This window comes from Haloechinothrix salitolerans, assembly GCF_042662605.1.
Taxonomy (GTDB): domain Bacteria; phylum Actinomycetota; class Actinomycetes; order Mycobacteriales; family Pseudonocardiaceae; genus Haloechinothrix_A; species Haloechinothrix_A salitolerans.
On sequence record NZ_JBHSXX010000001.1, the window covers coordinates 2,953,539 to 2,974,920 of the forward strand.

The 21,382-nt window shown below is 68.7% G+C and carries 18 protein-coding genes and 2 pseudogenes; 8 read left to right on the forward strand and 12 right to left on the reverse strand.

All coding sequences use genetic code 11. From position 1 onward, the window contains the following. Window positions 1-35: 35 nt before the first annotated feature. From ACFQGD_RS14020 to ACFQGD_RS14035, 4 genes are all read left to right on the forward strand, one after another. Window positions 36-518 carry a helix-turn-helix domain-containing protein gene (locus ACFQGD_RS14020; RefSeq protein WP_345398180.1) on the forward strand — a complete coding sequence of 161 codons (483 nt, stop codon included), beginning with the start codon at window positions 36-38 and terminating at the stop codon, window positions 516-518. Between the two features lies 1 nt (window position 519). Further along, entirely contained in the window at window positions 520-1,044 is a 525-nt protein-coding gene (thpR, locus tag ACFQGD_RS14025) for an RNA 2',3'-cyclic phosphodiesterase (protein ID WP_345398183.1), read from the forward strand. 370 nt (window positions 1,045-1,414) lie between these two features. Next, complete coding sequence (locus tag ACFQGD_RS14030; RefSeq protein WP_345398186.1) at window positions 1,415-3,319, forward strand: Xaa-Pro dipeptidyl-peptidase; 1,905 nt, start codon at window positions 1,415-1,417, stop codon at window positions 3,317-3,319. Between the two features lie 73 nt (window positions 3,320-3,392). Then, complete coding sequence (locus ACFQGD_RS14035) at window positions 3,393-3,890, forward strand: helix-turn-helix domain-containing protein (RefSeq protein ID WP_345398189.1); 498 nt, start codon at window positions 3,393-3,395, stop codon at window positions 3,888-3,890. A gap of 162 nt (window positions 3,891-4,052) precedes the next feature. On the opposite strand, the gene ACFQGD_RS14040 is transcribed toward ACFQGD_RS14035, so the two are convergent. The 4 genes from ACFQGD_RS14040 to ACFQGD_RS14055 all read right to left on the reverse strand — a co-directional run bounded on the left by ACFQGD_RS14040 (window position 4,053) and on the right by ACFQGD_RS14055 (window position 6,376). After that, on the reverse strand, window positions 4,053-4,991 hold the full coding sequence (locus ACFQGD_RS14040; protein ID WP_345398192.1) for a DNA polymerase domain-containing protein: 939 nt from the start codon (window positions 4,989-4,991) through the stop codon (window positions 4,053-4,055). 43 nt (window positions 4,992-5,034) lie between these two features. Continuing rightward, the gene (locus ACFQGD_RS14045; RefSeq protein ID WP_345398195.1) at window positions 5,035-5,163 is read right to left on the reverse strand and encodes a hypothetical protein; all 129 of its coding nucleotides are present in this window, start codon (window positions 5,161-5,163) and stop codon (window positions 5,035-5,037) included. A gap of 70 nt (window positions 5,164-5,233) precedes the next feature. Next, complete coding sequence (locus ACFQGD_RS14050; RefSeq protein ID WP_345398198.1) at window positions 5,234-5,746, reverse strand: mycothiol transferase; 513 nt, start codon at window positions 5,744-5,746, stop codon at window positions 5,234-5,236. A gap of 9 nt (window positions 5,747-5,755) precedes the next feature. Next, complete coding sequence (locus tag ACFQGD_RS14055; RefSeq protein ID WP_345398201.1) at window positions 5,756-6,376, reverse strand: TetR/AcrR family transcriptional regulator; 621 nt, start codon at window positions 6,374-6,376, stop codon at window positions 5,756-5,758. Between the two features lie 54 nt (window positions 6,377-6,430). Between ACFQGD_RS14055 and ACFQGD_RS14060 the strand changes: the two genes are divergently transcribed. Together ACFQGD_RS14060 and ACFQGD_RS14065 are read left to right on the forward strand one after the other, a co-directional pair. After that, window positions 6,431-7,336: an alpha/beta hydrolase gene (locus ACFQGD_RS14060; protein ID WP_390183614.1), complete on the forward strand. Its 906-nt coding sequence runs from the start codon at window positions 6,431-6,433 to the stop codon at window positions 7,334-7,336. Between the two features lie 104 nt (window positions 7,337-7,440). Further along, window positions 7,441-9,255 carry an Hsp70 family protein gene (locus tag ACFQGD_RS14065; protein WP_345398207.1) on the forward strand — a complete coding sequence of 605 codons (1,815 nt, stop codon included), beginning with the start codon at window positions 7,441-7,443 and terminating at the stop codon, window positions 9,253-9,255. 160 nt (window positions 9,256-9,415) lie between these two features. Here the strand turns inward: ACFQGD_RS14065 and ACFQGD_RS14070 are convergent, their stop codons facing one another. The 4 genes from ACFQGD_RS14070 to ACFQGD_RS14085 are packed head-to-tail and all read right to left on the reverse strand — an operon-like array spanning window position 9,416 to window position 13,332. After that, window positions 9,416-9,805, reverse strand: coding sequence for a VOC family protein (locus ACFQGD_RS14070; protein WP_345398210.1), 390 nt, complete (start codon window positions 9,803-9,805; stop codon window positions 9,416-9,418). After that, the gene (locus ACFQGD_RS14075; RefSeq protein ID WP_390221056.1) at window positions 9,802-10,089 is read right to left on the reverse strand and encodes an ArsR/SmtB family transcription factor; all 288 of its coding nucleotides are present in this window, start codon (window positions 10,087-10,089) and stop codon (window positions 9,802-9,804) included. Before ACFQGD_RS14075 ends, ACFQGD_RS14070 begins: the two co-directional genes overlap by 4 nt. A 40-nt stretch (window positions 10,090-10,129) precedes the next feature. Further along, the gene (locus tag ACFQGD_RS14080) at window positions 10,130-10,564 is read right to left on the reverse strand and encodes an acyl-CoA thioesterase (RefSeq protein ID WP_345398216.1); all 435 of its coding nucleotides are present in this window, start codon (window positions 10,562-10,564) and stop codon (window positions 10,130-10,132) included. Then, a complete protein-coding gene (locus ACFQGD_RS14085) occupies window positions 10,540-13,332 on the reverse strand; it encodes an SDR family NAD(P)-dependent oxidoreductase (protein ID WP_390221148.1) in 2,793 nt (930 codons plus the stop codon). Before ACFQGD_RS14085 ends, ACFQGD_RS14080 begins: the two co-directional genes overlap by 25 nt. A 114-nt stretch (window positions 13,333-13,446) precedes the next feature. On the opposite strand from ACFQGD_RS14085, the pseudogene ACFQGD_RS14090 reads away from it, so the two are divergent. After that, window positions 13,447-13,494 (forward strand): annotated as a pseudogene (locus tag ACFQGD_RS14090) (hypothetical protein); the annotation flags it as partial. 369 nt (window positions 13,495-13,863) lie between these two features. On the opposite strand, the pseudogene ACFQGD_RS14095 reads toward ACFQGD_RS14090, so the two are convergent. The 4 genes and pseudogenes from ACFQGD_RS14095 to ACFQGD_RS14110 form a co-directional block, all read right to left on the reverse strand. After that, window positions 13,864-16,389 (reverse strand): annotated as a pseudogene (locus tag ACFQGD_RS14095) (beta-ketoacyl synthase N-terminal-like domain-containing protein); the annotation flags it as partial. Continuing rightward, window positions 16,302-17,294 carry an enediyne biosynthesis protein UnbU gene (locus ACFQGD_RS14100; RefSeq protein WP_345398222.1) on the reverse strand — a complete coding sequence of 331 codons (993 nt, stop codon included), beginning with the start codon at window positions 17,292-17,294 and terminating at the stop codon, window positions 16,302-16,304. The pseudogene ACFQGD_RS14095 and the gene ACFQGD_RS14100, both read right to left, overlap by 88 nt. Beyond that, a complete protein-coding gene (locus ACFQGD_RS14105; protein ID WP_345398225.1) occupies window positions 17,291-19,186 on the reverse strand; it encodes an FG-GAP repeat domain-containing protein in 1,896 nt (631 codons plus the stop codon). Before ACFQGD_RS14105 ends, ACFQGD_RS14100 begins: the two co-directional genes overlap by 4 nt. Before the next feature lie 31 nt (window positions 19,187-19,217). Beyond that, a complete protein-coding gene (locus tag ACFQGD_RS14110) occupies window positions 19,218-20,147 on the reverse strand; it encodes a DUF1702 family protein (RefSeq protein WP_345398228.1) in 930 nt (309 codons plus the stop codon). Between the two features lie 477 nt (window positions 20,148-20,624). Between ACFQGD_RS14110 and ACFQGD_RS14115 the strand changes: the two genes are divergently transcribed. Continuing rightward, a complete protein-coding gene (locus tag ACFQGD_RS14115) occupies window positions 20,625-21,365 on the forward strand; it encodes a hypothetical protein (RefSeq protein ID WP_390221057.1) in 741 nt (246 codons plus the stop codon). Window positions 21,366-21,382: the final 17 nt, after the last annotated feature.

Consider the following 21,382-nt stretch of genomic DNA (forward strand, 5'->3'; position numbering starts at 1 on the left):
GGGTATGTCGTCGCGGCCAATAGGGGAGTGCAGGCGTGGAAGACAACAACAGCATCCAGAAGAACATCGAGCTGCAGCGCCAGTGGTACGGGGAGCCGCTCGGCGACCGGGTTCGGCGGCTCGTCAAGGCGTTCGACGTTTCGCAAGCCTTCCTCGCCGATGTGCTCGGGATCAGCGCGCCGATGCTCAGTCAGGTGATGAGTGGGCGCCGCGCGAAGATCGGCAATCCTGCCGTGCTCGCCCGGTTGATCATGCTTGAGCGCAAGATCCTCACGCCAGGCGTCGCTTCGGGGGATCAGGCGGCGATCGACGCCGCGATGCAAGACGTCAAGGACTCCAACCCGACGGTCGGCAGGGACACCGTGCCGGTGCACCCCGGTGTCGAAGAGCAGACCCTGCTCGCCGCACTGCGCGACGTCGCGGAGGACGAGAACCTCGTCGACGCGGCGGCCCGGCTGGACAACGACTTCCCCGCGATCGCGGATCTGCTCCGCAGGGCGGGGAAGAGCGCCACCTGAGATGCGCCTGTTCGCCGCGATCGTCCCGCCGCCCGAGGTGCTGGACGCGCTGGACGCCGAACTGACGCGCCTCGACGTCCGTTCGCCCGACTCTCCGTTGCGCTGGTCCGGCCGGCCGTTGTGGCATCTGACGCTCGCGTTCTACGGGGAGGCTGACCTTGGGGAGCGGACGCGGTTCGTTGCGGAGCAGGTGCGCGGGCACGGCCCACTGGGGCTCGGGCTGGCCGGTGCCGGGACGTTCACCGGCGTGCTGTGGGCCGGTGTCCAGGGCGACGTCGAGGCGCTGGGAGCGCTGGCGGTCGCGCTTCGGGGGCCGGGTGGCGACGCGAAACCGTTCCACCCTCATCTGACGCTGGCCCGGTGGAAGCGTCGCTCGGCGCAGCGTCCCGCCCGTCGCATCGCGGCGGCCCTGGCCGACTACCGCGGCCCGCGCTGGCAGGCGGACGAGGTCGTGCTGATGAGCAGCGTGCGGGACCACCACGGTCCGACGTACGCGGTCCAGCACCGCGCGCCGCTGGCGGGATAGCGCCGCCGCTACAGACGCCGTCCCTCCCCGCAGTGTCGCCGCGCGGGCTCCGCGTGGTGTCGCCGTCCGGCCCGATGGACCGCCTCGCTCGCGGTCGCACCCGCTGACGTCGGAGTCGATCAACTCCCCCTGTGCTGTGACCACCTCGTGTCCTTTTTGACGGGTTCTGGTGGTGCTAAGGCAGGGGAAGCTGATCAACTAGCCTGTGCTAGACGTCGCAACTCGCCCCGACCTCTCAACTTGGGCCCGACGTCGACGTCCATTCGCCGCTCCGGCTTGGGATTCCCGACGAAAGTCGGTCCCGCCGCGCCGAGCGCCGCCGCTACTCTGCCGTCGCTCGCGTGCGCCCACAAGGCAGACGGAGGTCCTCATGCGACAGTGTCGACGAGCGTTCATCGCGCTGGTCGCGGCCGCCACCACAGCCGTCACCATCGCCCCCGCGGCGTCAGCGGACAGAGAATCCCCTGACGACACCCCGACACCGCCGTCGTGGCTGGAGATCGAGAACGGCGTGAGTCAGCCTCGGTTCTCCCGCGATGACGCCATCGAGGAGACGGTCTTCGTCGAGACCAGAGTGGACAGTGACGGCGACGGCAAGCGCGACCGGGTGCGCCTCAAGCTGTCGCGGCCGGGCGAGACTGAGTCCGATGGCATCAAGGTGCCGGTGATCTTCGAGCACAGCCCGTACCGGTACGACGTCAACGGCGCCCCGAACCACGACGTCGACGTCGACGAACTGCCGCAGGAGAGCATCCGGCCTGGACATCGCCGCGTGGCGGGTACCAAGACGATGTCGGCGCGGGCCGGGCAGCCGAAGGCGACGCCGGATCTGCCGGGGTGGCTCGACGACTACTGGGTGCCGCGCGGATACGCGGTCGTGCTCGGCGAGAGCATCGGCACCGGGTTCTCCGATGGTTGTCCGACCGTCGGCGATCGGCAGGAGACGCAGGGCACCAAGGCGATCATCGACTGGCTCAACGGGCGCGCGAAGGCGTGGACGGCGGACGGCGAGCCGGTGGAAGCGGACTGGACGACCGGTGACGTCGGCATGATGGGCGTCTCCTACAACGGCACGCTGCCGAACATGGTGGCCACCACCGGCGTGGACGGGCTGCGCACGATCGTGCCGATCGCGGCGATCTCGAACTGGTACGACTACTACCGCGCCAACGGTCTGGTCCGCGCGCCGCACTCGGCCGAGTCCGGTGTGGGGGAGAACGCCTACCAGGGCGAGGACACCGACGTGCTGGCGATCTTCACGCAGGGCGAGAAGCGGGCCGAGAAGTGCGCGCACGTGATCGAGGAGCTGCGGCGCGAACAGGACCGGGAGACCGGCGACTACAGCGCGTTCTGGCGTCATCGGAACTATCAGCCCCGAGCGCATCGGGTCGACGCGAGCGTGTTCCTCGTGCACGGGCTTGAGGACTACAACGTCATGACCAACGCGTTCGCACCCTGGTGGCAGCGGCTCGCCGCGAGCGGCGTGCCGCGCAAGATCTGGCTGCATTCGGGCGGGCACCGGTGGCCGCCGGATTTCGACACGTTCCTGCACACGCTGCATCGGTGGATGGACCACTGGCTGTTCGGTGTCGACAACGGAATCATGGACGAACCCACGGCGACGGTGCACCGCCCGGACGACACCTATGAGCGGTACGATTCCTGGCCCGCACCGGGCACTAGGCAGGCGCGCCTGCACTTAGGTGCGTCCAGCGCGACCGAGCCCGGCAGCCTAGGCACGCGGCGGGACGTCGACGCGCCGAGGCAGAGCTTCGTCGATCGGGGTCGTGAACTGGACACCGACACGGAGCTATTGCCCGACCCGGACACCGCGCACCCGAACCGGCTCGCCTACGTCTCGCCGCCGCTGGCTGACGACGTCCACTTGAGCGGGACGCCGAGGGTGTCGCTGCGGGCGTCGGTGGACAACCGGTACGCCGCGAACCTGACCGCGGTGCTGGTTGACTACGGGCCCGCCGGCAGCGACCGGGAACCGGTGATGGTGACGCGTGGCTGGATGGATCCGCAAAACCGCTTCGCCGACCACGTCAGCGTGCCGATCCATCAGGGCTGGAACTACACGTTCCGCTGGGATATGCAGGCCGAGGACTACGTCTTCGACGCGGGCAGCCGGATCGGACTCGTCGTGGTGTCCACCGACATGCGCTACACCCTGCGACCGAAGCCAGGGACCGAGCTAAGCGTGACGCCCGGCCGGAGCAGCGTGTCACTGCCGGTGGTCGGCGGCGCGTCGGCACTGCGGTTCGCGGGGTGACTGTGGAGGTGAGCGCGTCACGACGCCGTACTTCTAGCTTTCGTTTTGTTCGTTTTAAGGGTGCGGTGGAGCTATGAGTTCCACCGGTCGTACGGTCATGCCACCCGAGCAGCCGCAGCGCCTACTCGAACTGCTCGGTGCTCTCGGCACTGAGGAACAGGTGCGTACACCTGCCTTGATTGCTTCTGACGGGAGCCGCATCGACCTGCCCGAGGAGCTGTTCGAAGTGTTGCGCGATGTCGTGAAGTCGTTGGCGGACGGGCTCGCCATCACGGTCGCTCCGACGCACACTGTGCTCACCACCAGCGAGGCGGCTGACCTCCTCGGCGTCTCGAGGCCGACGTTGGTTCGGCTGCTTGAAGCGGGCGAGATTCCCTACGAGCAGCCAGCACGGCATCGTAAGGTGCGGCTCGACGATGTCCTCGCCTACCAGCAGCGAATGCAGCGAGCCAGAGCGCCAGGTCTGGATGAGATGGTGCGGGACGCCGAAGACGCTGGTATGTACGACCTTCCCGAAGATGCCACGATCGAGCGCCTTTCGACATCTGCCGAGCGCGATAACCTGGGCTGATGTTCAGGGCGCTGCTCGACACCTGCGTGCTTTTCAAGCCGCTGCTGTGCGACACCCTGCTGAGCATCGCCGAAGAAGGTGTGTTCCAGCCGTTATGGTCGGTCGACATGGCCAGGTCGACGGCTACTCCGAACTGCGGGAGGGAGTCACCGCACAACGACGTCAGGTGCGGCGAGCGCGGGCACGTCGCTTGCCCTCGTGCATCGCCTGCACCCTGGCTACCGGGATCGCGTGACCCTCCTCGACCAGCTCGGCGCTCAGCCGCTGCGGGTCCGGCATGCGCTCCGCCCACGGGTCACGGTCGGCGAGCAGCCTGACCGCCGTGTGCAGGGTGAAGTCATTCGGCGTGATCTGGTCCAGATCGGCCCAGTCCACCGGAAACGACACGGGCGTGCCCGGCCGCACCCGAGGGCTGTAGGCCGCCACCACCGTCGCTCCGCCTGCTCGTGTCGAGTCGAGGAAGACCTTGCCGCCACGGTCTTCCCGGATGTAGGCGGTGGTAGCGAGCGCGGGGTCCAGCCGTTCGGCCCGGGCGGCGATCGCGCGGGTGGCCGCGGCCGCGTCGTCGATCGCGGTATCCGCCTCGACCGGAACGACGATGTGCAGGCCCTTCGCGCCGCTGGTCTTGACCGTCCCCGCCAGACCGGCGTCCGCGAGCGCCTGGCGCACCAGGTAGGCGGTGTCGACGACCGCGCGGAAGTCGTCGTTGGGTGGGTCGAGGTCGAGCACCACGTGGGTCACGCGCTGGTCGCGGATCAGTGTGGGGTGGTACTCCACGGCACGCTGGTTGGCGAACCACAGCAACGTGCGGCGGTCATTACACAGCGCATAGCGCACCTCGCGTTGTGAGGTCTCCGCCCACAGCGGCACGGTGCGCACCCACGATGGTGTGTACTTCGGGACGTTCTTCTGCATGAACGGCTGCTGTCCGCGCAACACTCGAATCACCGACAGCGCCCGGTCCGCGAGCACTGGGATGATCCGGTCGCGCACCGCGTCCAGGTAGTCGACCAGGTCACGCTTGGTCGCCTGAGCGCCGTCGAACAGCGGCTGGTCCAGATTCGTCAGCGACACTCCGTCGCGCACCTCGTCGGCGCCCACCCGATCATCTTCCTCGTCTCGGCACGCCCGGACAACTCCGATGTCAGAGTCGCCGGGCGCGGGCCAGCCAGACGAGCATGTCGGCGGGCATGCCTGCCGACAGGTCGAGTCGCTCGGCGTCCTCCTGACCGACGATGACCCGGTACCGGCTCGGCCGGAGTTCCTCCAGCACCCAACAGTCTCGGACCTCTAGTCGACTTAAGGTCAAGGGATTCTCGCGGCGCCCTGAGGGGTCTCGTGGCTCAGCGGCGTTCGAGAATGCCCCGGATGAACTCCGCTTGACCCGCGTGCTGCATGTCGTCCCCGATGACGCTGACCAGCCGCACGCCGACCGTGACGGGCGGGTCCCACGACTCGTCGATGACCCGTGGCAGGTCGTCGTCGCTCAGCGTGCTGATATAGGCGATCGTTTGCTCGTACACAGCATCGTGGTAGTCGGTCAACAGGTCCGGCGACTCAACGCGCACGGCGGCAACCTGCTCGCTGCTGTGTCCGTATCCGATGTCGGCTTCGTCGAACGGCAGCGCGAATCGCTCGATCCAGCCCTGCGACGTCCATGCTTGCTCGGTACCCGCGAGGTCGGCGACGTGATCGTCTTGGACACGGGTGAGGTGCCAGATCAGCCAGCCGATCGAGTTCGCGTCGTCGTCGTCGATGCGGTATGCCAGCTGGTCAGGGCTGAGCCCGTCCACGACGTCATGGACGATCTGTCGCACCCTGTCGAACGCATCCGTGAGCAGCTCCGCGCTAGTCATGCTTCGACGCTACCGCCGCGGCGCGCGATCAGCAGTGAGCGCGCGCAGGCAGTGCTCGACGGCTAATGCCGTCCGAGCGCCACGCTCCTCCGGCGTGGCCGCGTCGAGCACGATCTGGTGCACCTGCCCGTCGAGCGCGGCGATGGCCAACTGGAGCCGTGGTCGAAGCTCTGCTCGTTCGTCCGCCGACGACGTAAGAACGTCGGACAATCCGTCGACGAGGAGGGTCGTCAGGCGCTCGAAGCGCTCCGTCAACTCCGGCGTGCGAGGCGCGTGCTCGCGCATCAACCGGTGCGCGAGTGCGAACGGCGTGTTCTCCCGGACGGCGAGCCCGACGAGTTCGGTCACTACCGACTCGAGGCTCGGGCGGGTGACCCGAAAACGCTGGAGCGCGGCGGCGAACTCGGCTTCGGCGTGGTCGAGATGCCGGAGCGCGAGCTCGTGCAGAATCGAGTGCTTGTTCGGAAAGTACTGATACAGCGACCCGACCGACACGCCCGCGACCTCGGCGATCCGATTGGTCGTCGCCGCTAGGCCGTCGCGGTCGAAAACGCGAGCAGCCGCTTCCAGGATGGTGTCGTAGGTGAAGCGCGACCGCTGCTGGGACGGCGTTTTGCGGGGTCCGGCCACGGCACTCCTAACGCGAGTTGTCAACGCCCGTTGGCTATGGCGACGATTATGCCTGTGAACAGCGAAAACTACGCGGCGTTTCTCCCGTGCGCCACCTGGAGCCAGCCACGGTCGACGTGGTGGGACTGGCGCGGCAGGCGTGTCCACATCGCACGGTCGGACAACGCGTCCGCCGACGTTCGGATGATTGGTATCCACGGTGCCGGTGGTTACTCCGGCGCGTTGTGGCCGCTCGCGGCGCTCATTTCCGGGGACGACGTCGAGCTGGCGTTTCCTGACCTGCCGCTGTACGGCGGCACGATCGAGCCTGACCCGGCACGGGTCCGCTACGAGACGTGGCTGGAGCTGCTGTGCGATCTCGTCGCCGCCGAACATCGTCACGACGATCGCCCGCTCGTGCTGTTCGGCGCGAGTATGGGAGGGATGCTGGCGTACGAGGTCGCGGCCCGCACGCGGCTGGCCGACGCCGTGGTCGCGACCTGCCTGCTCGATCCGTCAGACGCCGACGCTCGCGCTGCCGCGGCACGGTTCCGCGTCGCCGGGCGGTACGGGCCAACCGTCCTGCGCCCGCTCGATCGTGTGGTCGGGCAGGTCAGGGTGCCGATCAAATGGCTGGTCAACATGCGTCGCATGAGCGCGAACCACGCGCTGTCACGGCTGTGTGCCACGGACCCGAAGGGCGGCGGTACCCGAGTGCCGATCGGACTACTCGCGAGTTATCTGACGTTCCAGCACACCCGGCCGGAGACGTTCGATGCCGCGCCCGTCACCTTGGTGCACCCGGCGGCGGACCAGTGGACGCCGCCGGAATTGAGCATCCGTTTTCTCGAACGCATCGCCGGTCCGACGTCGTTGGTGCTGCTGGAAGGCTGCGGGCACTTTCCGATCGAGGAACCTGGTGTCACACAGCTCGCTACGGCACTGCGCGCGGTCCGGGACGGCCTGCTCGACGCGAGGTAGCCGCCCGCGACGACCGGGTCCCACCGAACGCTGCTGTCGAGTACCGTCAAACCGGAGAAATTGGGCGTTCCGCCAGGCTCGGCGGTCAGCGGTTGGGAGCACTGATGTACGGGCTCGGCATCGACATCGGCACGACCTACACGGCAGCGGCGGTCTGGCGCGACGGGCGCGCGGAGATCTTCCCGCTTGGTGACAAGACCGCCGCGATCCCGTCGATCGTGCTGGTGCGCGAGGACGAGACCGTGCTGACCGGCGAGACCGCACAACGACGAGCCCTGAGCGAGCCGCAGCGTGTGGCGCGCGAGTTCAAACGTCGTATCGGTGACAGCGTCCCAATCCTGCTCGGCGGCACGCCGTACTCCCCGGAGGCACTGGTCGCGAAGCTCATCGCCGCCGTGGTCGAGCAGGTCAGCGCACGTCAGGGCGAGCCACCGGCGCACGTCTGCCTCTCGCACCCCGCCAACTGGGGCCCGTTTAAACGCGACCGGATGCACCAGGCGGTCCGGATCGCCGGGCTGAGCCAGCCGTTCCGATTCACCACGGAACCCGAAGCCGCGGCCGTCTTCTACGCCCACGAGCAGCGGGTCGACCCTGGCTCGGTGGTCGCGGTGTATGACCTCGGCGGTGGCACTTTCGACGCCACGGTGCTGCGCAAACGGACGTCGGGGTTCGAGATCCTCGGCAGGCCGGAAGGCGTCGAGCAACTCGGCGGCATCGACATCGACGCCGCTGTCTTCGACCACGTCAGCCGAACGCTCGGTGACACCCTTGACGACCTGGACGAGGACGACCCCGCCGACCTGACCGCTGTCGCGCGGCTCAAGCAGGAGTGCGTCGAGGCGAAGGAGGCGCTGTCCGCGGACACCGATGCCACGATTCCGGTGCTGCTGCCGAACACGTCTACCGAAGTGCGACTGACCAGGGAGGAACTGGAAACCACGGTTCGGCCGATGCTGCACGGCACGATCGAGGCGCTGCGGCGGGCGCTGGAGTCCGCGCACGTAGCGGCCAACGACTTGCACTCGGTGCTCCTGGTCGGTGGTGCCTCGCGGATGCCGCTGGTCTCGCAGCTGGTCGGGTCCGAGCTCGGCAGGCCGGTCGCGGTCGACGCCCACCCGAAACACGCCGTCGCGATCGGCGCGTCCTGGCTCGCCGCCGGTGCGCTCGCACCGCCGAGGCAGTGGCAAGCCCCGGCCGCCCCTCCGCCTGCCCGACATCCCCAACCGCCGGTGACGCCGGCAGCCACGACGCAGCGCGTGACCGTGCCCGCCGACGACGGCTCGGGACGTCCGCAGCGCACCGAGCCGCTGACCGTGCCGCAGCCCGCGCCGGTCGACGCGGACCCCGGCACGACGTCCACCACATCGGTGACGCGCGGTCGCCGTCGCCTCCTGGTGCCGGCCCTTGTCGGCGTCGCGCTGCTCCTTGTCGCGGCGCTCGGCACCTGGTGGTGGGGTGACCAGGCTGGGTGGTTCAACGGTGCCGATAGTCGTGCGGATACGGGGGAGACGACGTCTGACAGTGGCTTCACCGAGGAGCCGCCGACGGCTGCCGAGGAACTGGCCGCGATCCTCGACGGCGACGAGGCCGACGTGCGAGGATTGCTCGGGAGTTGGGTGCCGCAGTTGTCGGCCAAGTCCGAAGGGCTCGTCGTCGACGGGACGACCTACGACGCCGACGCGATCCTCGCCAACCACCACGACCTGCGTGAACGCTACCCCGAGGCTCGCCTGCTGTGGTCTGGCGACTATCCGATTTTCCGGTTCGACAACTACTTCGTCACGGTGTTCGCGGTGCCGTTCGCCAGCCCCGACGAGGCGAACCAGTGGTGCGATGCCGAGGGGTTCCCAGCGGACGACTGCTTCGCGAAACGCCTCAGCGACACCGGGAGCTGGGAGGACGCCGCCGTGTACCGGTGAGGGCAGCTTCGGCCGGCCGCGTCGGCCGCGACGTGCCGAATGGCGTTGGGCACGGTCACGTCTCTGGTTCGCCCAGCTTCACGCCCGCTGTGACAACTGAAACCGGACATCAGGAACATTTTCTTGTCACACCGGGCGCATAGCGGGCCGGGATAAGCGATCATCCGTGGTGCTGGGCGATCTGAATGAGGTTGCCGCAGGTGTCGTCGAGGACGGCGGTGGTGACAGGCCCCATCTCGAGTGGTTCTTGGGTGAAGGTGACGCCGAGGTCGCGGAGCCGGGTGAACTCCGCCTGGATGTCGTCGACGGCGAAGCTGGTGCAGGGGATGCCGTCGTCGACAAGGGCCGACTTGTACGGCTTGACGGCGGGGTGTCCGTCGGGCTCGAGGAGGAGTTCGGGGCCGTCGGGGTCCTCGGGGGACACGACGGTGAGCCACCGGTCCTCGCCGAGAGGGACCTCGTGTTTCTTCTGGAATCCGAGGACGTTGGTGTAGAAGTCGAGCGCCTTGTCCTGGTCGTCGACGAAGACACTGGTGATGGTGATCCTCATGGCGTGTTCCTTCGGTTGGGTGTCAGCCACCGGTCGACGATTGGCTCCAGTGGCGTGACGTCGAGGTAGTGGTACTTGTAGCGGCCTTCGCGCCGGGTCATGACGAGTCCGACGGTTTCGAGCATGTCGAGGTGTTGCGAGATCGCTTGCCTGGACGAGCCGAGTTGGTACTTGGTCGTCAGCCGCGCGCAGATCTCGAACAGGGTCTGTCCGTTGCGGTCGGTGAGCTCATCCAAGATCGCCCGGCGCGTGGGGTCGGAGAGTGCCTTGAAGATGTCGCTCACACGGCAGACCATAGGCAAGTGACGACTTGCCTGTCAATGGTCAGTCACTGAACGCCCGTAGTGCCCTCGCGAGTTCGTCGGGGATCTCCGTCGGCGTGGTGCCGTGGTCGTCACGGCGCATGCAGGCGACCGTCTGCGTACCTTGTGCGGTGAGCTGGCCCGAGCGACGAAAGTCGAAGTCCATGACGATGCGGTTGCCACTGGCCGCCCGCAACGACATCGCGACGTCGATCTCGTCCAGGGCGTAGCACTCGGCGTGGTAGGTCATCGCGCAGGACACCGTCACCAGGGCGAGCGAACCGTGAGCGACGTCCTTGAGCACGCCTGGCGCGTGGTCGGCGAGGAACCGTTCCCGGCAGTGGCCTTGCCAGTGCAGGTAGTGCGCGAAATAGACGTTGCCGACGAGGTTGGTCTCGTCGAACGTGACGATGTGCCGGTAGCGGTAATGGCTCATGGTCTCCGTTCCCTTGGGCACGCGACCGCCGTCACCTTGACCTGCGCGCCACGGGCGTCGGTGGTGTGCACCTTGGCGGTCACGACGTGATCCGAACCGGCGCGCAGGATCGTCAAACCGTCTTCGGTGATCCGATCGATTCGCAGCGATTCGCCTTGCCCGTAACCGAGTTTGGACAGCGCTTCCCGTGCGGTCCACACGCGCAGGCGTGCGAGTGTGGGGTCCTCGCCGAGTTTGTCCGCGAGCAGTTCGGCGACGGGATGGTCGGCGGCGTCGCAAGGCACCGCGCCCGCGTGTGCCGGGGTGGCGGGGACGGACTCCCAATCGACGCCAATCGGGTCGTCGGCGACGCCGAGCAGCAGCGTGTTGTGGGCGTAGCTAGCGCTGGCGTGGGCGCCGTCGACACGTGGCGCTCCCGCGAGGTTGTGTCCCGCGGATGCCCCGGTGAGTTGCTGCAAGATGGCGGTGGCCGCGCCGAACTTCCTGCGGCCAGGTGTGGTGACCAGTTCGACGTGGTCGTGTAGTCCGCACTCGATGAGCCGCCGTGACAACCATGGCCCGACCAGCCGCACCGGCAGCGTGCCCTTGCGCCGCGGTGGAGTTGTGGCGCGTAGTCGCAGGCCTTGCCAGTGCGCCACGACGGTCCCATCAGGTTCGCTCAGCACGACGTCGAAGACGTAGTCGTCGTGGGTATGTGACGTCTCAACGGCGTCGACGCGCAGCACGCCGGTCGGTTCCCGCCACACCGTCACTCGTTCGACCTCGACGGGCAGCGCACGGCGGTGAGGCACGCACGCGAGCAGCACGTGCAGGGTGGCGTCGTGCGCGCCAGGATCACCGAGCAGTAGGCGTCCACTGTGGAACTGGGAGAACCACGGCTGGACGTCGCTGCCCTGTTCGGTGCGGATCCAGGCCCGCACCCGGAAGGCCGAGAGCAGGTCGTAGCGCAGCAGTCTGCGGAACCGTCCGGTGTGGAAGAACGTCGTGTCGTAGCACTCGTGCGGCCCGGCATCCGGCGACGGTGGTGGTTGATCGCTGCGGTGCTGAGGTACGGGCGATTCGGGCGCGGTGACGAGGGTGCCACTGAACCGGTCGGTGCCGGTCGTGTCGGCACTGTCTCGGACGACGACGTCGATGCCGTGCGCGTCGGACAGTGCGGCGGTCTGGATGGTGGTCGTGTCGGGCCCGCTAAGGGTGATCGGAGCGCGAAACTCCACGTTCGCCAGTGAGATCGGCAGCGAGACCGTGTCCACATGCGACGCCGTCTGCGCCATCGCCTCCATCGCCTCCATCGCCACCACGGCCGGTAGGACAGGCGTGCCGTCGATGCGGTGGTCGTCGAGGTAGGGATCGGAGCCCAGCGACAGTTCGGCCTCGGTGATGGCTTCCACGCCGGGCACGCGAGCGCGGACGTGCTCACCGAACCGCAGCAACGGTGCGGACTCGGCGGCGAGGTGCAGCGTGGCGGTGGTGGGGAATCGGGCGGTGATCAGCACGGTGACGGGGGCGTGCGGGTCGGCGAGCACGTCGCGGAGCGCGTCAACACCCTCGCGGATCCCGATGGGCTGGACGCCCTGCCTGCGGAGGCTGTCCAGCACGCCGAGGCGCACACCCATGCCGACGCCGGACCACACCGACCACTCCAGCAGGTGCGTCCGGCAATGTGGGTGCGTTTGCGCCCAGGCTTCGATGTCGTGACGGAGCCAATCGTTGGCGATGCAGTACTCCGCCTGCCCGGCGAGTCCCTGCCTGCCGATGATGGAGCCGAAGCCGAGCAGCAACCGCAGGTCGTGGTCGGTGCCGAGCTCGTCGAGCAGGATTCGCAGGCCGTCGACCTTCGGTGCGAGGGTGGCCGCGAACGAGTCGGCGGTGACGTCGTCGAGTGTGCGGGGTTCGTTGACGCCCGCGCCGTGGATGATGCCGGTGAGCGTCCCGTGCGTGCGTGCTTCGGTGAGCATCTGCCGCACGGATACGGGGTCGGTGACGTCGCAGCGCAGGTAGTGCACGTCGGGTTGGCCGCTGTTGGCGAGATCGCGTAGGGCCGCCGTGATGTCGGGATCGTCGGCCGGGGTGCGGCCGACGAACACGAGGGTGGTGGCGTCCGCGGCGAGTTCGGCGGCCGTGTAGGCGGTAATGCCGCGCATGCCGCCGGTGACTAGACAGACACCGTCGGGCAGTCGGGGCTCGTGGTCACGTGGCTGGGGTGGCCTTGCGTTGAGCGCGGCGCGTTGGAGGGTGCCGTCGGGTCTGGTGCGGAGTTCGAGGTAGCGGTCCGGGTGGCCGAGCCCGGCGTCGCCTGGGTCCCTGGGGCTGTCCGGACGTTCGAGGACGATGACCTGGCAGTCGGGAAGCTCCGCCGCGATGCTCCTGCCGATGCCGGTGGCGGCGGGGTGTCCGGTGTGGACGACGCGGAGCGTCTGGGGTGGGTGGTCGGTGATTTCGGTCAGTAGCGCGGCGACGTCGGCCGCGCTGGCATCATCCGGCAGCGTGACGGTGCGGAGATCGCCCGGGCCAGGGGCGACGTGGCTGTTGGCGGTGGCTGGTGGCTCGAACGGCAGCCATATTGGCTCGAACTGGCGCACCCAGCCGCGCACGCCAGTGGGCGTGGCGGGTTTGGCGGTGTCAGTGGCCGAGGGGAGATCGGTGAGTACGTTGGCGGCTTCGCCCACGGTGGCGTCGCTGAGCGAGAGCGGCGTGGCCGGTGGCTGCTTGCCGATGCGGGTGGCTACCGCACCGACCGCGTCCACCACCTGGATCGACGTCATGTGCAGATCCCGCAGCAGCGACATCGAGGGCGCGACGGCCGACTCCGGTAGCTCCAGGACCTCGGCTAGGTGTGCCGTCAGCGCCCCCAACGCGTCGTGTCCCCCGTCCCCGACGTTGTGTCCGGCACTCTCGACGTTGTGTCCGGCACTCTCGACGTTGTGTCCGGCACTCTCGACGTTGTGTCCGGCACTCTCGACGTTGTGTCCGGCACTCTCGACGTTGTGTCCGGCACTCTCGACGCTGTGTTCGTCTGTGCTGGGCAAGGCGCGACCAGGCGAACACGCGGACCTAGCCCGATTGCGTGGTGTCTCGCACGGGTTCGCCAGGAACCGCGGCGGCTCACGCCAGTCGAGCGTGCGGTACGGCCGGTCGGTGAACCACGGATCGAGGCTACCGGTGCCGGTGGCGGCGAGTACGGCAGTGACGAACGCGTGGGCGCGAGGGTCGCCGCCGCTGTCCATGCTGAGTGCGGGCACATCGACGTCGTTGGCCGCAGCCAAATCGGACAACATCGTCCCGGGCCCCGCCTCTACGAGCAGGTCGCAGCGCGCGGCCAGCGCGGTGACGGCATCCGCGAAACGCACCGGTTGGGTGAGCTGATCCACGAGCGGTCCGCGCGGGTCATCGCCGCTGAGCGGTGCGCCGGTGATCGTCGACAGCAGCGGCCGCTCCGGGCGTACCGCGCCGAGCGGGACATCGACCAGCGCGGTGCGGAGCGGGGTGGCGACCGGGTCCATGGCAGGGCTGTGGAACCCGTGCGACACCGGCAGACGACTCGCGGCGATCCCCCGAGCATGCGCGCGGTCGAGCACCCGCTCGACGTCATCGACCGGTCCGGCGACGACGACGCGTTCCGGAGCATTGTGGCATGCGAGCATGGCGTGGGTGCCCGCGAGCAGGTCCTCGGCCGAGGTAGCGGACGTCGCCAAACCCGCCATGGTGGTGCCATCGAGAGCGTGCTCGGCCATCAGCCGCCCCCGGAGTGTGGCGAGTTCCAGCGCGGTGGAAGCCGTGCACGCCCCCGCCCAGTGCAGTCCGGTGACCTCGCCGAGGCTGTGCCCACTCGCGCCGATCGCCTCACAGCCCATGGCATCGAGCCACGCCACGGCCGCCAGCGACAGCCGCACGATCGCGGGCTGGGCGATCTCGGTGGGCACGGGATCGGACGGGAAACCGTCCGATGTGGATCCAGCGGGTCCGTCTGACGGCGCGGGGACGTCGAGTCCTCGGGCCCACCAGGGCAGCCCCGGCCGCACCGGCGCGGCTTGGCCAGGGAACAACAACCCAACACGCACGGGCGTGGACCCGAGCGCGTAGCTTGTGCGCCGGTCGAACGACAGGCCACCGTCCCACCCGATAGCAGCGTTAGCCGCGGCTCGCGCGGCGGTAACCAGCTCATCCGGCGTGGCGGCGACCAGCATCGCGCGGTAGTCGCCGTCGGCGTCGCCGGTGTGCCAGGCGGTCGCGGCGATGTCGCGCAACTCGGCGACGCTGAACGCGCCAGCGGCCGCGGCCAGCGCGGACAACCGCTCGGCCAGCCCGTCCGCGGTGTCGGCAGCCAGCGGCACGATCTCGTGCCGACCTCGCGGCACCGACCACGCCGCGTCCGCTGATGCCGCGGCGCGTGGCGCCGGGTTCTCCAGGACGAGATGGACGTTGATGCCGCCGAAACCCATCGCCGACACGCCCGCCCGAGGCGTCTCATCGGGCCATGGCTCGGCTTCCGCCAACACCCGCAGCGGGGCGTCGCGCAACAGATCGTGCGGCTGCTCGCAGCCCGTGGTCGGGGGTAATAGCCGGTGGTGAGCGGCCAGCGTCGCCTTGATCAGGCTGGCAGCGCCCGCCGCCGCCTTGGTGTGGCCGATGTTGGCCTTGATCGACCCCAGCGCGGCGGGTGGCCCATCGCTGCCGCGCACTGACGACAGGGCTGACAACTCCACGCGGTCACCGATCGCGGTGCCGGTGCCGTGACCTTCCACGAGCCTCGCCTGCTTCGGCGCGATCTCGGCAGCGCGATAGGCGCGGTGGAGTGCGAGTGTCTGCCCGGACAGCTCGGGACGCGTCAGCCCGCCTGAACCGTCCGATGAAGACGCCCAACCAACGATGTGCGCGTACACCGGCAGGCCGCGCGCTTCGGCGTCGGCGGCGCGCATCAGCGCGACCACACCGCAGCCTTCGCCGGGCAGGAACCCGGTCGGGTTCGCGTCGTAGACCCGCATGTCGCCGGTCGCCAGCGCGCCCAACCGCGAGAACCCGACCAGCTCTAACGGATCGAGCGACAGATCGACACCACCGGCCAGCATGACGTCGCACTCACCCGCCACCAGCGCGCGGCAGGCGGCGGCGACGGCGAGCAGGCTGGACGAGCACGCGCCGTCCACGGTGTATCCGGTGCCGTGGAAGTCGAAGTAGTTGCACACCCGGCCCGCGATGGTGTTGGCCAGTGCGCCGGACAATGTCTCGTCGCCCGGCACCGGGAACGGCTCCTTGACCAGCGTCTCTAGCCGTCCTAGCACCTCGGTGGCGACGTCGTCAGCGAGCCCGGCGTCGGCCATCGCCGTCGCGGCGGCGTCGGCCAGGTATGGCCACCGCAGCCGCAGCAGCCCAGCGCGGCTGAACTCGCCGGTCAGCGAGTTGCCGAGCACCACACCGGTAGTGTCGCGGTCCAGCCCATCGCCGCCGGGAAAACCGGCGTCGGCCAGTGCCTCGGCGGCGGTGTCCAGCGCGAGCCAGTGCGTCTGGTCGGCGGCCCGATACAGCGGACCGGGAACACCGAAGCGCTCCCGGTCGAACGTCCAGTCCCGCAGCACCGCCGCGCGCGTCAGATACGTCGCGTCCGGCGAGGTGTCATCGCGATAGCCCTCGCCGAGCCGGGACTCGGGAAGGCGTCGAAACGCTTGCCGCCGTGCGAGGACGTTCTGCCAAAGCTGGGTCGGGCTGGCCGCATCGGGATACCGGCACGCCAGGCCGACGATAGCGATGCGGTCAGTGCTCACGTCGCGCTCCGGGCGGGCCGCACCGTCGTGACCAGCGCGCGGGCCCAGGGCTCCGCGAGCAGGACCAGAGCGCGCAGCACGCACGTGATGACCAGCGCGAAGAACAGTCCAAACACGACGCCGGACACGACGAGGATGCCGTAGATCGCGGCGGTGGTCAGTCCGAAGACGATCTGGTTGCGCGGCTTTCGCGGTGTGGTGCCCGGATCGGTGATCATGTAGAGGGTGTAGAGGATGAACGCCACCCCCGTCATCGGCAGCAACGCGGCGGCTAGCGAGTGATCCAGCACCAGCCACCGGATGACGGCCTGGGCCGCGAACCCGCCGACCCACGCCAGGATCAACGGCATCTTCCCGGTGAGCTTGGCGTTGAGCAGCGAGCCGAGCATCAGGATTCCCAGCGGAATGAGCCAGTCGATGACGCCGCCGACGGCGTTGGTGAAGTGATACGGCGGTGCGATACCGACCCACGGGAACAGCAGCAACGTGACGGCGATCCCGGCGTTGGATGGGTTGAGCACGTGCCGCGGCTTGCCGCGCACCCGGATGCGCACCACGTACTTGGTGGCGGTGGCGACCACCACCGCGAAGATGTACGGCCAGAGCGACGCGTTGCCGTAGAGCAGCATCGCGCAGGCCAGCGCCGTGATGTGCGGGGGAAGCAGGAACGTGCTCAGGTTCATGAGCCCGCCCGCGTATTCCGGCGTGGTGCCGTGTGCCCAGCTGTCCAGCCACTCGAACAGCAACGCCATCGCGTAGCTGACCGCCAGCGCCACGATCGGCGTCAGCGGTGACTGCTCGAAGCCGAGCACGAGGTGCCCGAGGATGGTGAACGCCGTGATCGACGCCGCGAACCGCCGCAGCGCGCTCACCCGCGCGTCCACCGGACGTCGAGTCGGGGCAGGCTGGACCGCGGGGGCCGGTGCCGCCTCGGAACGCGGGGGCGCGGTGGTCGTCGTGGCCGTTGTCGGGGTGGTTGTCGCCGTCATCGCAGGACCGCCGTTCCGTCGGTGCCGAGTTCGACCGTGTGATGTCCCGGTCGGACGTCCACAGTGGATTGATGCGTGCCGGTTGCGCCGCGCCAGGTGATGGTGGCCTCGGTGGGTTCGCCGTCCGGGAGCGCGAGCTGCACCTCGGGGCCAGATGCTCCGGCGTGGCCGTTCGCCGGATACAGCTGCGTGCGTTTCGTCTCGCCGTCGATCTCGTGCGTCACCTCGGCCCCGATCACGTCAACCCAGCCACCAGCCGCGCCGCGCCGCAACAACCGCAGGTAGGCGGCGTCACTGGCGTTCGGGGTGCGGTTGCGCAGCAGCACCGAGTTCTCCCACTGGTTCGCCACGAGCGCGTCGAGTGCGCCGTCACCGTCCACATCGCTCAGTGCGAGTCCCCGGGACAGCCACGGCGCGTCGATGCCCAGTTCTGGTGCCAGGTCGTAGTAGCGGCCGTCCTCGGCGAGGGTCCACAGTGGATTATGCTCGTGTCCGGACAGGTCGTCACCGAGCTGGAACTTCGGCCACAGCTCCGGCCGGTTGAGCAGGTCGTCGTTGCCCATCGCCAGTTCTTGCAGCTCCGGCCACCGGTTGTGCTCGCCCTTGAGGAAGCCGGTGGTCTGCAACAGCTCGTCGACGCCGGAGTTGTCGAAGTCGCCCGACTTGATGTCCCACGACCAGCCGCTGCGTGCCAGGCCGAGTCCTTCCGCCGCCTGCTCGTACGGCGACTCGCCCGCCAGCAGCGCCGCACCGGGGTCGGCGCGGCCATCGCCGACGAAGGCGTAGTTGCTCTCGTGCAGCGCGTATGGCGTGGTGATGTTGGAGATCATGAGCAGCGGCAGTTCATCGCCCGGGTTCCAGGTGTAGGCCACGCCCATGCCCTTGAATGAGCCGTGCCCGAGCACCTGCGATCCCGGCGTCGTCATGTCCTTACCGGCCACGACCTCGCTGAACCGCACGTCGCCCTGCTTAGAGGTGTTGACAAGCAGGTCGTCGGGACCGAAGTCGTTCGCGACGTAGAGGTCCGGGAGCTGGTTGCCGGTCAGGTCCTGCCAGCCGAACGCCAACGTCCAGGCGTGCGCGGAGCTCTTCGGCATCGCCGTGCTCGCGTCGGTGATCCGGGGCAGCTCACCCTCGTCGCCGGTCGGTTCGGTCAGCAACAGCCGGTTGATGCCCGCGTTCTGCGCGTCGCCCATCGAGTGCTGCATCCGCATCCGCTCGTCGCCGCGCGCGTTGGGGTCGAGCACGCGCGCGCCGTCCGGGAAGTAGTTGCCCGCGATGATGTCCAGGTGTCCGTCACCATCGACGTCGGCCACCGACATCGCTGAGGTGTTCCACACCTCCATCGGCGAGACCAGCTCGTGCGCGGTGAAGTCACCCGAGGTCGGCGCGCCGCGTCCGGAGTTGAGGAACACGACGGGGGAGCGGCCCCAGTAGTAGACGACGAAGTCCATCGCGCCGTTCTCGTCGAGGTCAGCGGGCACGCAGCCCATCGGCGCCATCGTCGCGTCGTATGGCAGCCCGTCTGGGTCCAGCGTGAACCGCTCGTAGCCCCCGGTGCCGGGCACCGGCAGCACGGTGACCGAGTCGTCGCGGGGATCGACCAGGCACGCGTCGGCCGCGCGACCCAGCCCGCGCAGGTCCGTGACCGATACCGCCGCGCCCACCGCGGAGATCCACGCACGGATCCGTTCCAGGTTCGGCTGCACGTCGCGTTGCTGGCGCGCGTCCGGCGGCGCCGCGTTCAGCGGTACGGTGTCGAACGCGAATCCGCTGGTCAGCTCTTCCGCTTCGGCGTGACCGAGGCTCGGGCGGACGGTGAACACACCGACGCCCACACACAGCGCCAGCGCCAGTACGGGGACCACGGCACGGCGTAACAGGGACAACATGGGACTTCCTTCTCAGCGTCGACGGCGGTGGTCACGACCGGGCGGCGACGGCGCCGCGTAGTCGTGATCTCCACTCGGTGTAGGCGGCCACATCGGCGGACTCGGTTAGCCCTGCCGCCGCGACATCGGTCCAGCGCTCCGCCTCCGCGGAGTCAATGCCGAGTAGATGTGCACACGCTCGTTCGGTGTGTTCTGGCACGTCACCCGCACGGGCTCGCGCCGCACACGCGAACAGCGCGCCCTGTCCGAAAGACGGCCAGTGCTTGCCGCTGGTCTCGGTCAACTGGTCCAGGGCCGCGGTGTCGGCGCAGCCCGCGTAGCAGCACGCCAGCCCGACACCGGCCCACAACTCGCCGCGTGCGTGGCCCGGAGCGTTGCCGATCACGCTCGCGACCCCTGCCGGGCTGGCCGACTCCAGGAACCACAACGCGCGGCCTGCCCCCGATAGGGCGGCATCTCTGCGACCAGATGGGGCCCGGTGCCACAGCCGGTCCAACGCACGCAGACCTCCGAAATAGACCCGCGCGAACCCCGCACCATCCAATGCCAGCCACCGCAACAACGGTGTCGACGGCACGGTGTTGATCGGCAACGGCGCGAGGCCACCTGCCCAGCCATAGCCAACGTGGATCAGATGGATGTAGGCGTCGCCGGGTCCGGCGCACAGACGTCGAAACGCCGTGCTCTCACCAAGGCGAGCGAGCCCACGTACCGCCGCGTACATCCCCGCTCCCTCATAGGCGAATCCCCGCTCTGGATCCGGCACGGTCGCCAGCGCCGGATGCGGATCGCGCCAATGCCGCGCCGCGAGGTTGAACCCGGTGAGGAAACTGCGCGCGTGGGTCTCCAGTACGGCGCGATCGCGCGGGCGATCCAGCCGAAAGCCTCGCCGTGCGAAATCAGCGAGCCCGAGAGGTAACCGCAGCAGCCTGGCTTGAGCCCCAGTGGCCGAGTCGGTCACCGGGACTGAGCCTGCTGTCGACATCGCCACCTCTAATCTCGTTCGCGTTCGCGAGCTTCCAGCCGCACACGTATTAGGCCCGATTTCAGGGTCCACACGCGACCTGAGACGCAAGGTTCACCACATTGTGCGACGTTACTCGGGGCAGGCGGTTTCGTTTCCCGTGTTCATCGAGCGTGAACCGTAGTCCGACGCCAACTCGATAGATCTCAATGCAGATCTATCGAGTGACAGGATTGTTCCCTGATTGGGTGTTCCTGGCGAGTCTCATCTGGTGCTTGTGTCTACTTAGGTCCAGGTTCTAGGTAGTCCATTCCGAGCCTTTTGGTCCGGATGACGACACGACAACCGGCGTCAATAGACCTTGGGAGTGTCACAGTGTCCAGAAAAATTCGCCGAGGCGCGGCAATCGCCTGGGCGACAGTTCTCGCGATGGGGGTTACCTCAGCGCAAGCAATGGGTGCATCGGCTGACCCGGTGCTGGGAACCGTCACAGCGATTACGCAGCAGACCACATCGGACGATGACTGCTTCGAACGTCAGGACGATCCGGACTGCTTGATTGGTGGCGAGGTGGATTCGGCTGACGGCGCACCAGAACAGGAGCCGGAACCGGCACCTGAACCAGCGCCCGAGCCGGAACCCGCCCCCGAGCCGGAGCCTGAACCTGCCCCTGCTCCTGAGGAGGAGCCCGCTCCGGCTCCTGAGGAGGAACCGGCTCCGGCTCCCGAGGAGGAACCGGCTCCGGCTCCCGAGGAGGAGCCCGCGCCGGCTCCCGAGGAGGAGCCCGCTCCGGCTCCCGAGGAGGAACCGGCTCCGGCTCCCGAGGAGGAACCGGCTCCGGCTCCCGAGGAGGAGCCCGCGCCGGCTCCCGAGGAGGAGCCCGCACCGGCTCCCGAGGAGGAACCGGCTCCGGCACCTGAGGAGGAGCCCGCTCCGGCACCTGAGGAGGAACCGGCGCCCGCTCCCGAGGAGGAGCCCGCACCGGCACCTGAGGAGGAACCGGCGCCCGCTCCCGAGGAGGAGCCCGCACCGGCACCTGCCCCGGAGGAGGAACCGGCGCCCGCTCCCGATCAGCCGTCACCCGCACCAGCGCCAGAGGACGAGGAGCCCGAACCGGCTCCGGCTCCTGACGAAGGAACCGGCGACGGTGACTGCACCTGTGGCGTAGAGCCGTTGCTGGGTTCGCTCGGCATCGACCTCGGCATCCGTATTTGATCCTCGGGCCACGAGTT

What these genes read in the sequence shown, in the direction of transcription:
- thpR (WP_345398183.1), top strand. Translation starts at nt 520, where the DNA reads ATGCGCCTGTTCGCCGCGATCGTCCCGCCGCCCGAGGTGCTGGACGCG.
- ACFQGD_RS14030 (WP_345398186.1), top strand. Translation starts at nt 1,415, where the DNA reads ATGCGACAGTGTCGACGAGCGTTCATCGCGCTGGTCGCGGCCGCCACC.
- ACFQGD_RS14035 (WP_345398189.1), top strand. Translation starts at nt 3,393, where the DNA reads ATGAGTTCCACCGGTCGTACGGTCATGCCACCCGAGCAGCCGCAGCGC.
- ACFQGD_RS14050 (WP_345398198.1), bottom strand. Translation starts at nt 5,746, where the DNA reads ATGACTAGCGCGGAGCTGCTCACGGATGCGTTCGACAGGGTGCGACAG.
- ACFQGD_RS14065 (WP_345398207.1), top strand. Translation starts at nt 7,441, where the DNA reads ATGTACGGGCTCGGCATCGACATCGGCACGACCTACACGGCAGCGGCG.
- ACFQGD_RS14070 (WP_345398210.1), bottom strand. Translation starts at nt 9,805, where the DNA reads ATGAGGATCACCATCACCAGTGTCTTCGTCGACGACCAGGACAAGGCG.
- ACFQGD_RS14085 (WP_390221148.1), bottom strand. Translation starts at nt 13,332, where the DNA reads ATGTCGCTGCTGCGGGATCTGCACATGACGTCGATCCAGGTGGTGGAC.
- ACFQGD_RS14100 (WP_345398222.1), bottom strand. Translation starts at nt 17,294, where the DNA reads ATGACGGCGACAACCACCCCGACAACGGCCACGACGACCACCGCGCCC.
- ACFQGD_RS14105 (WP_345398225.1), bottom strand. Translation starts at nt 19,186, where the DNA reads ATGTTGTCCCTGTTACGCCGTGCCGTGGTCCCCGTACTGGCGCTGGCG.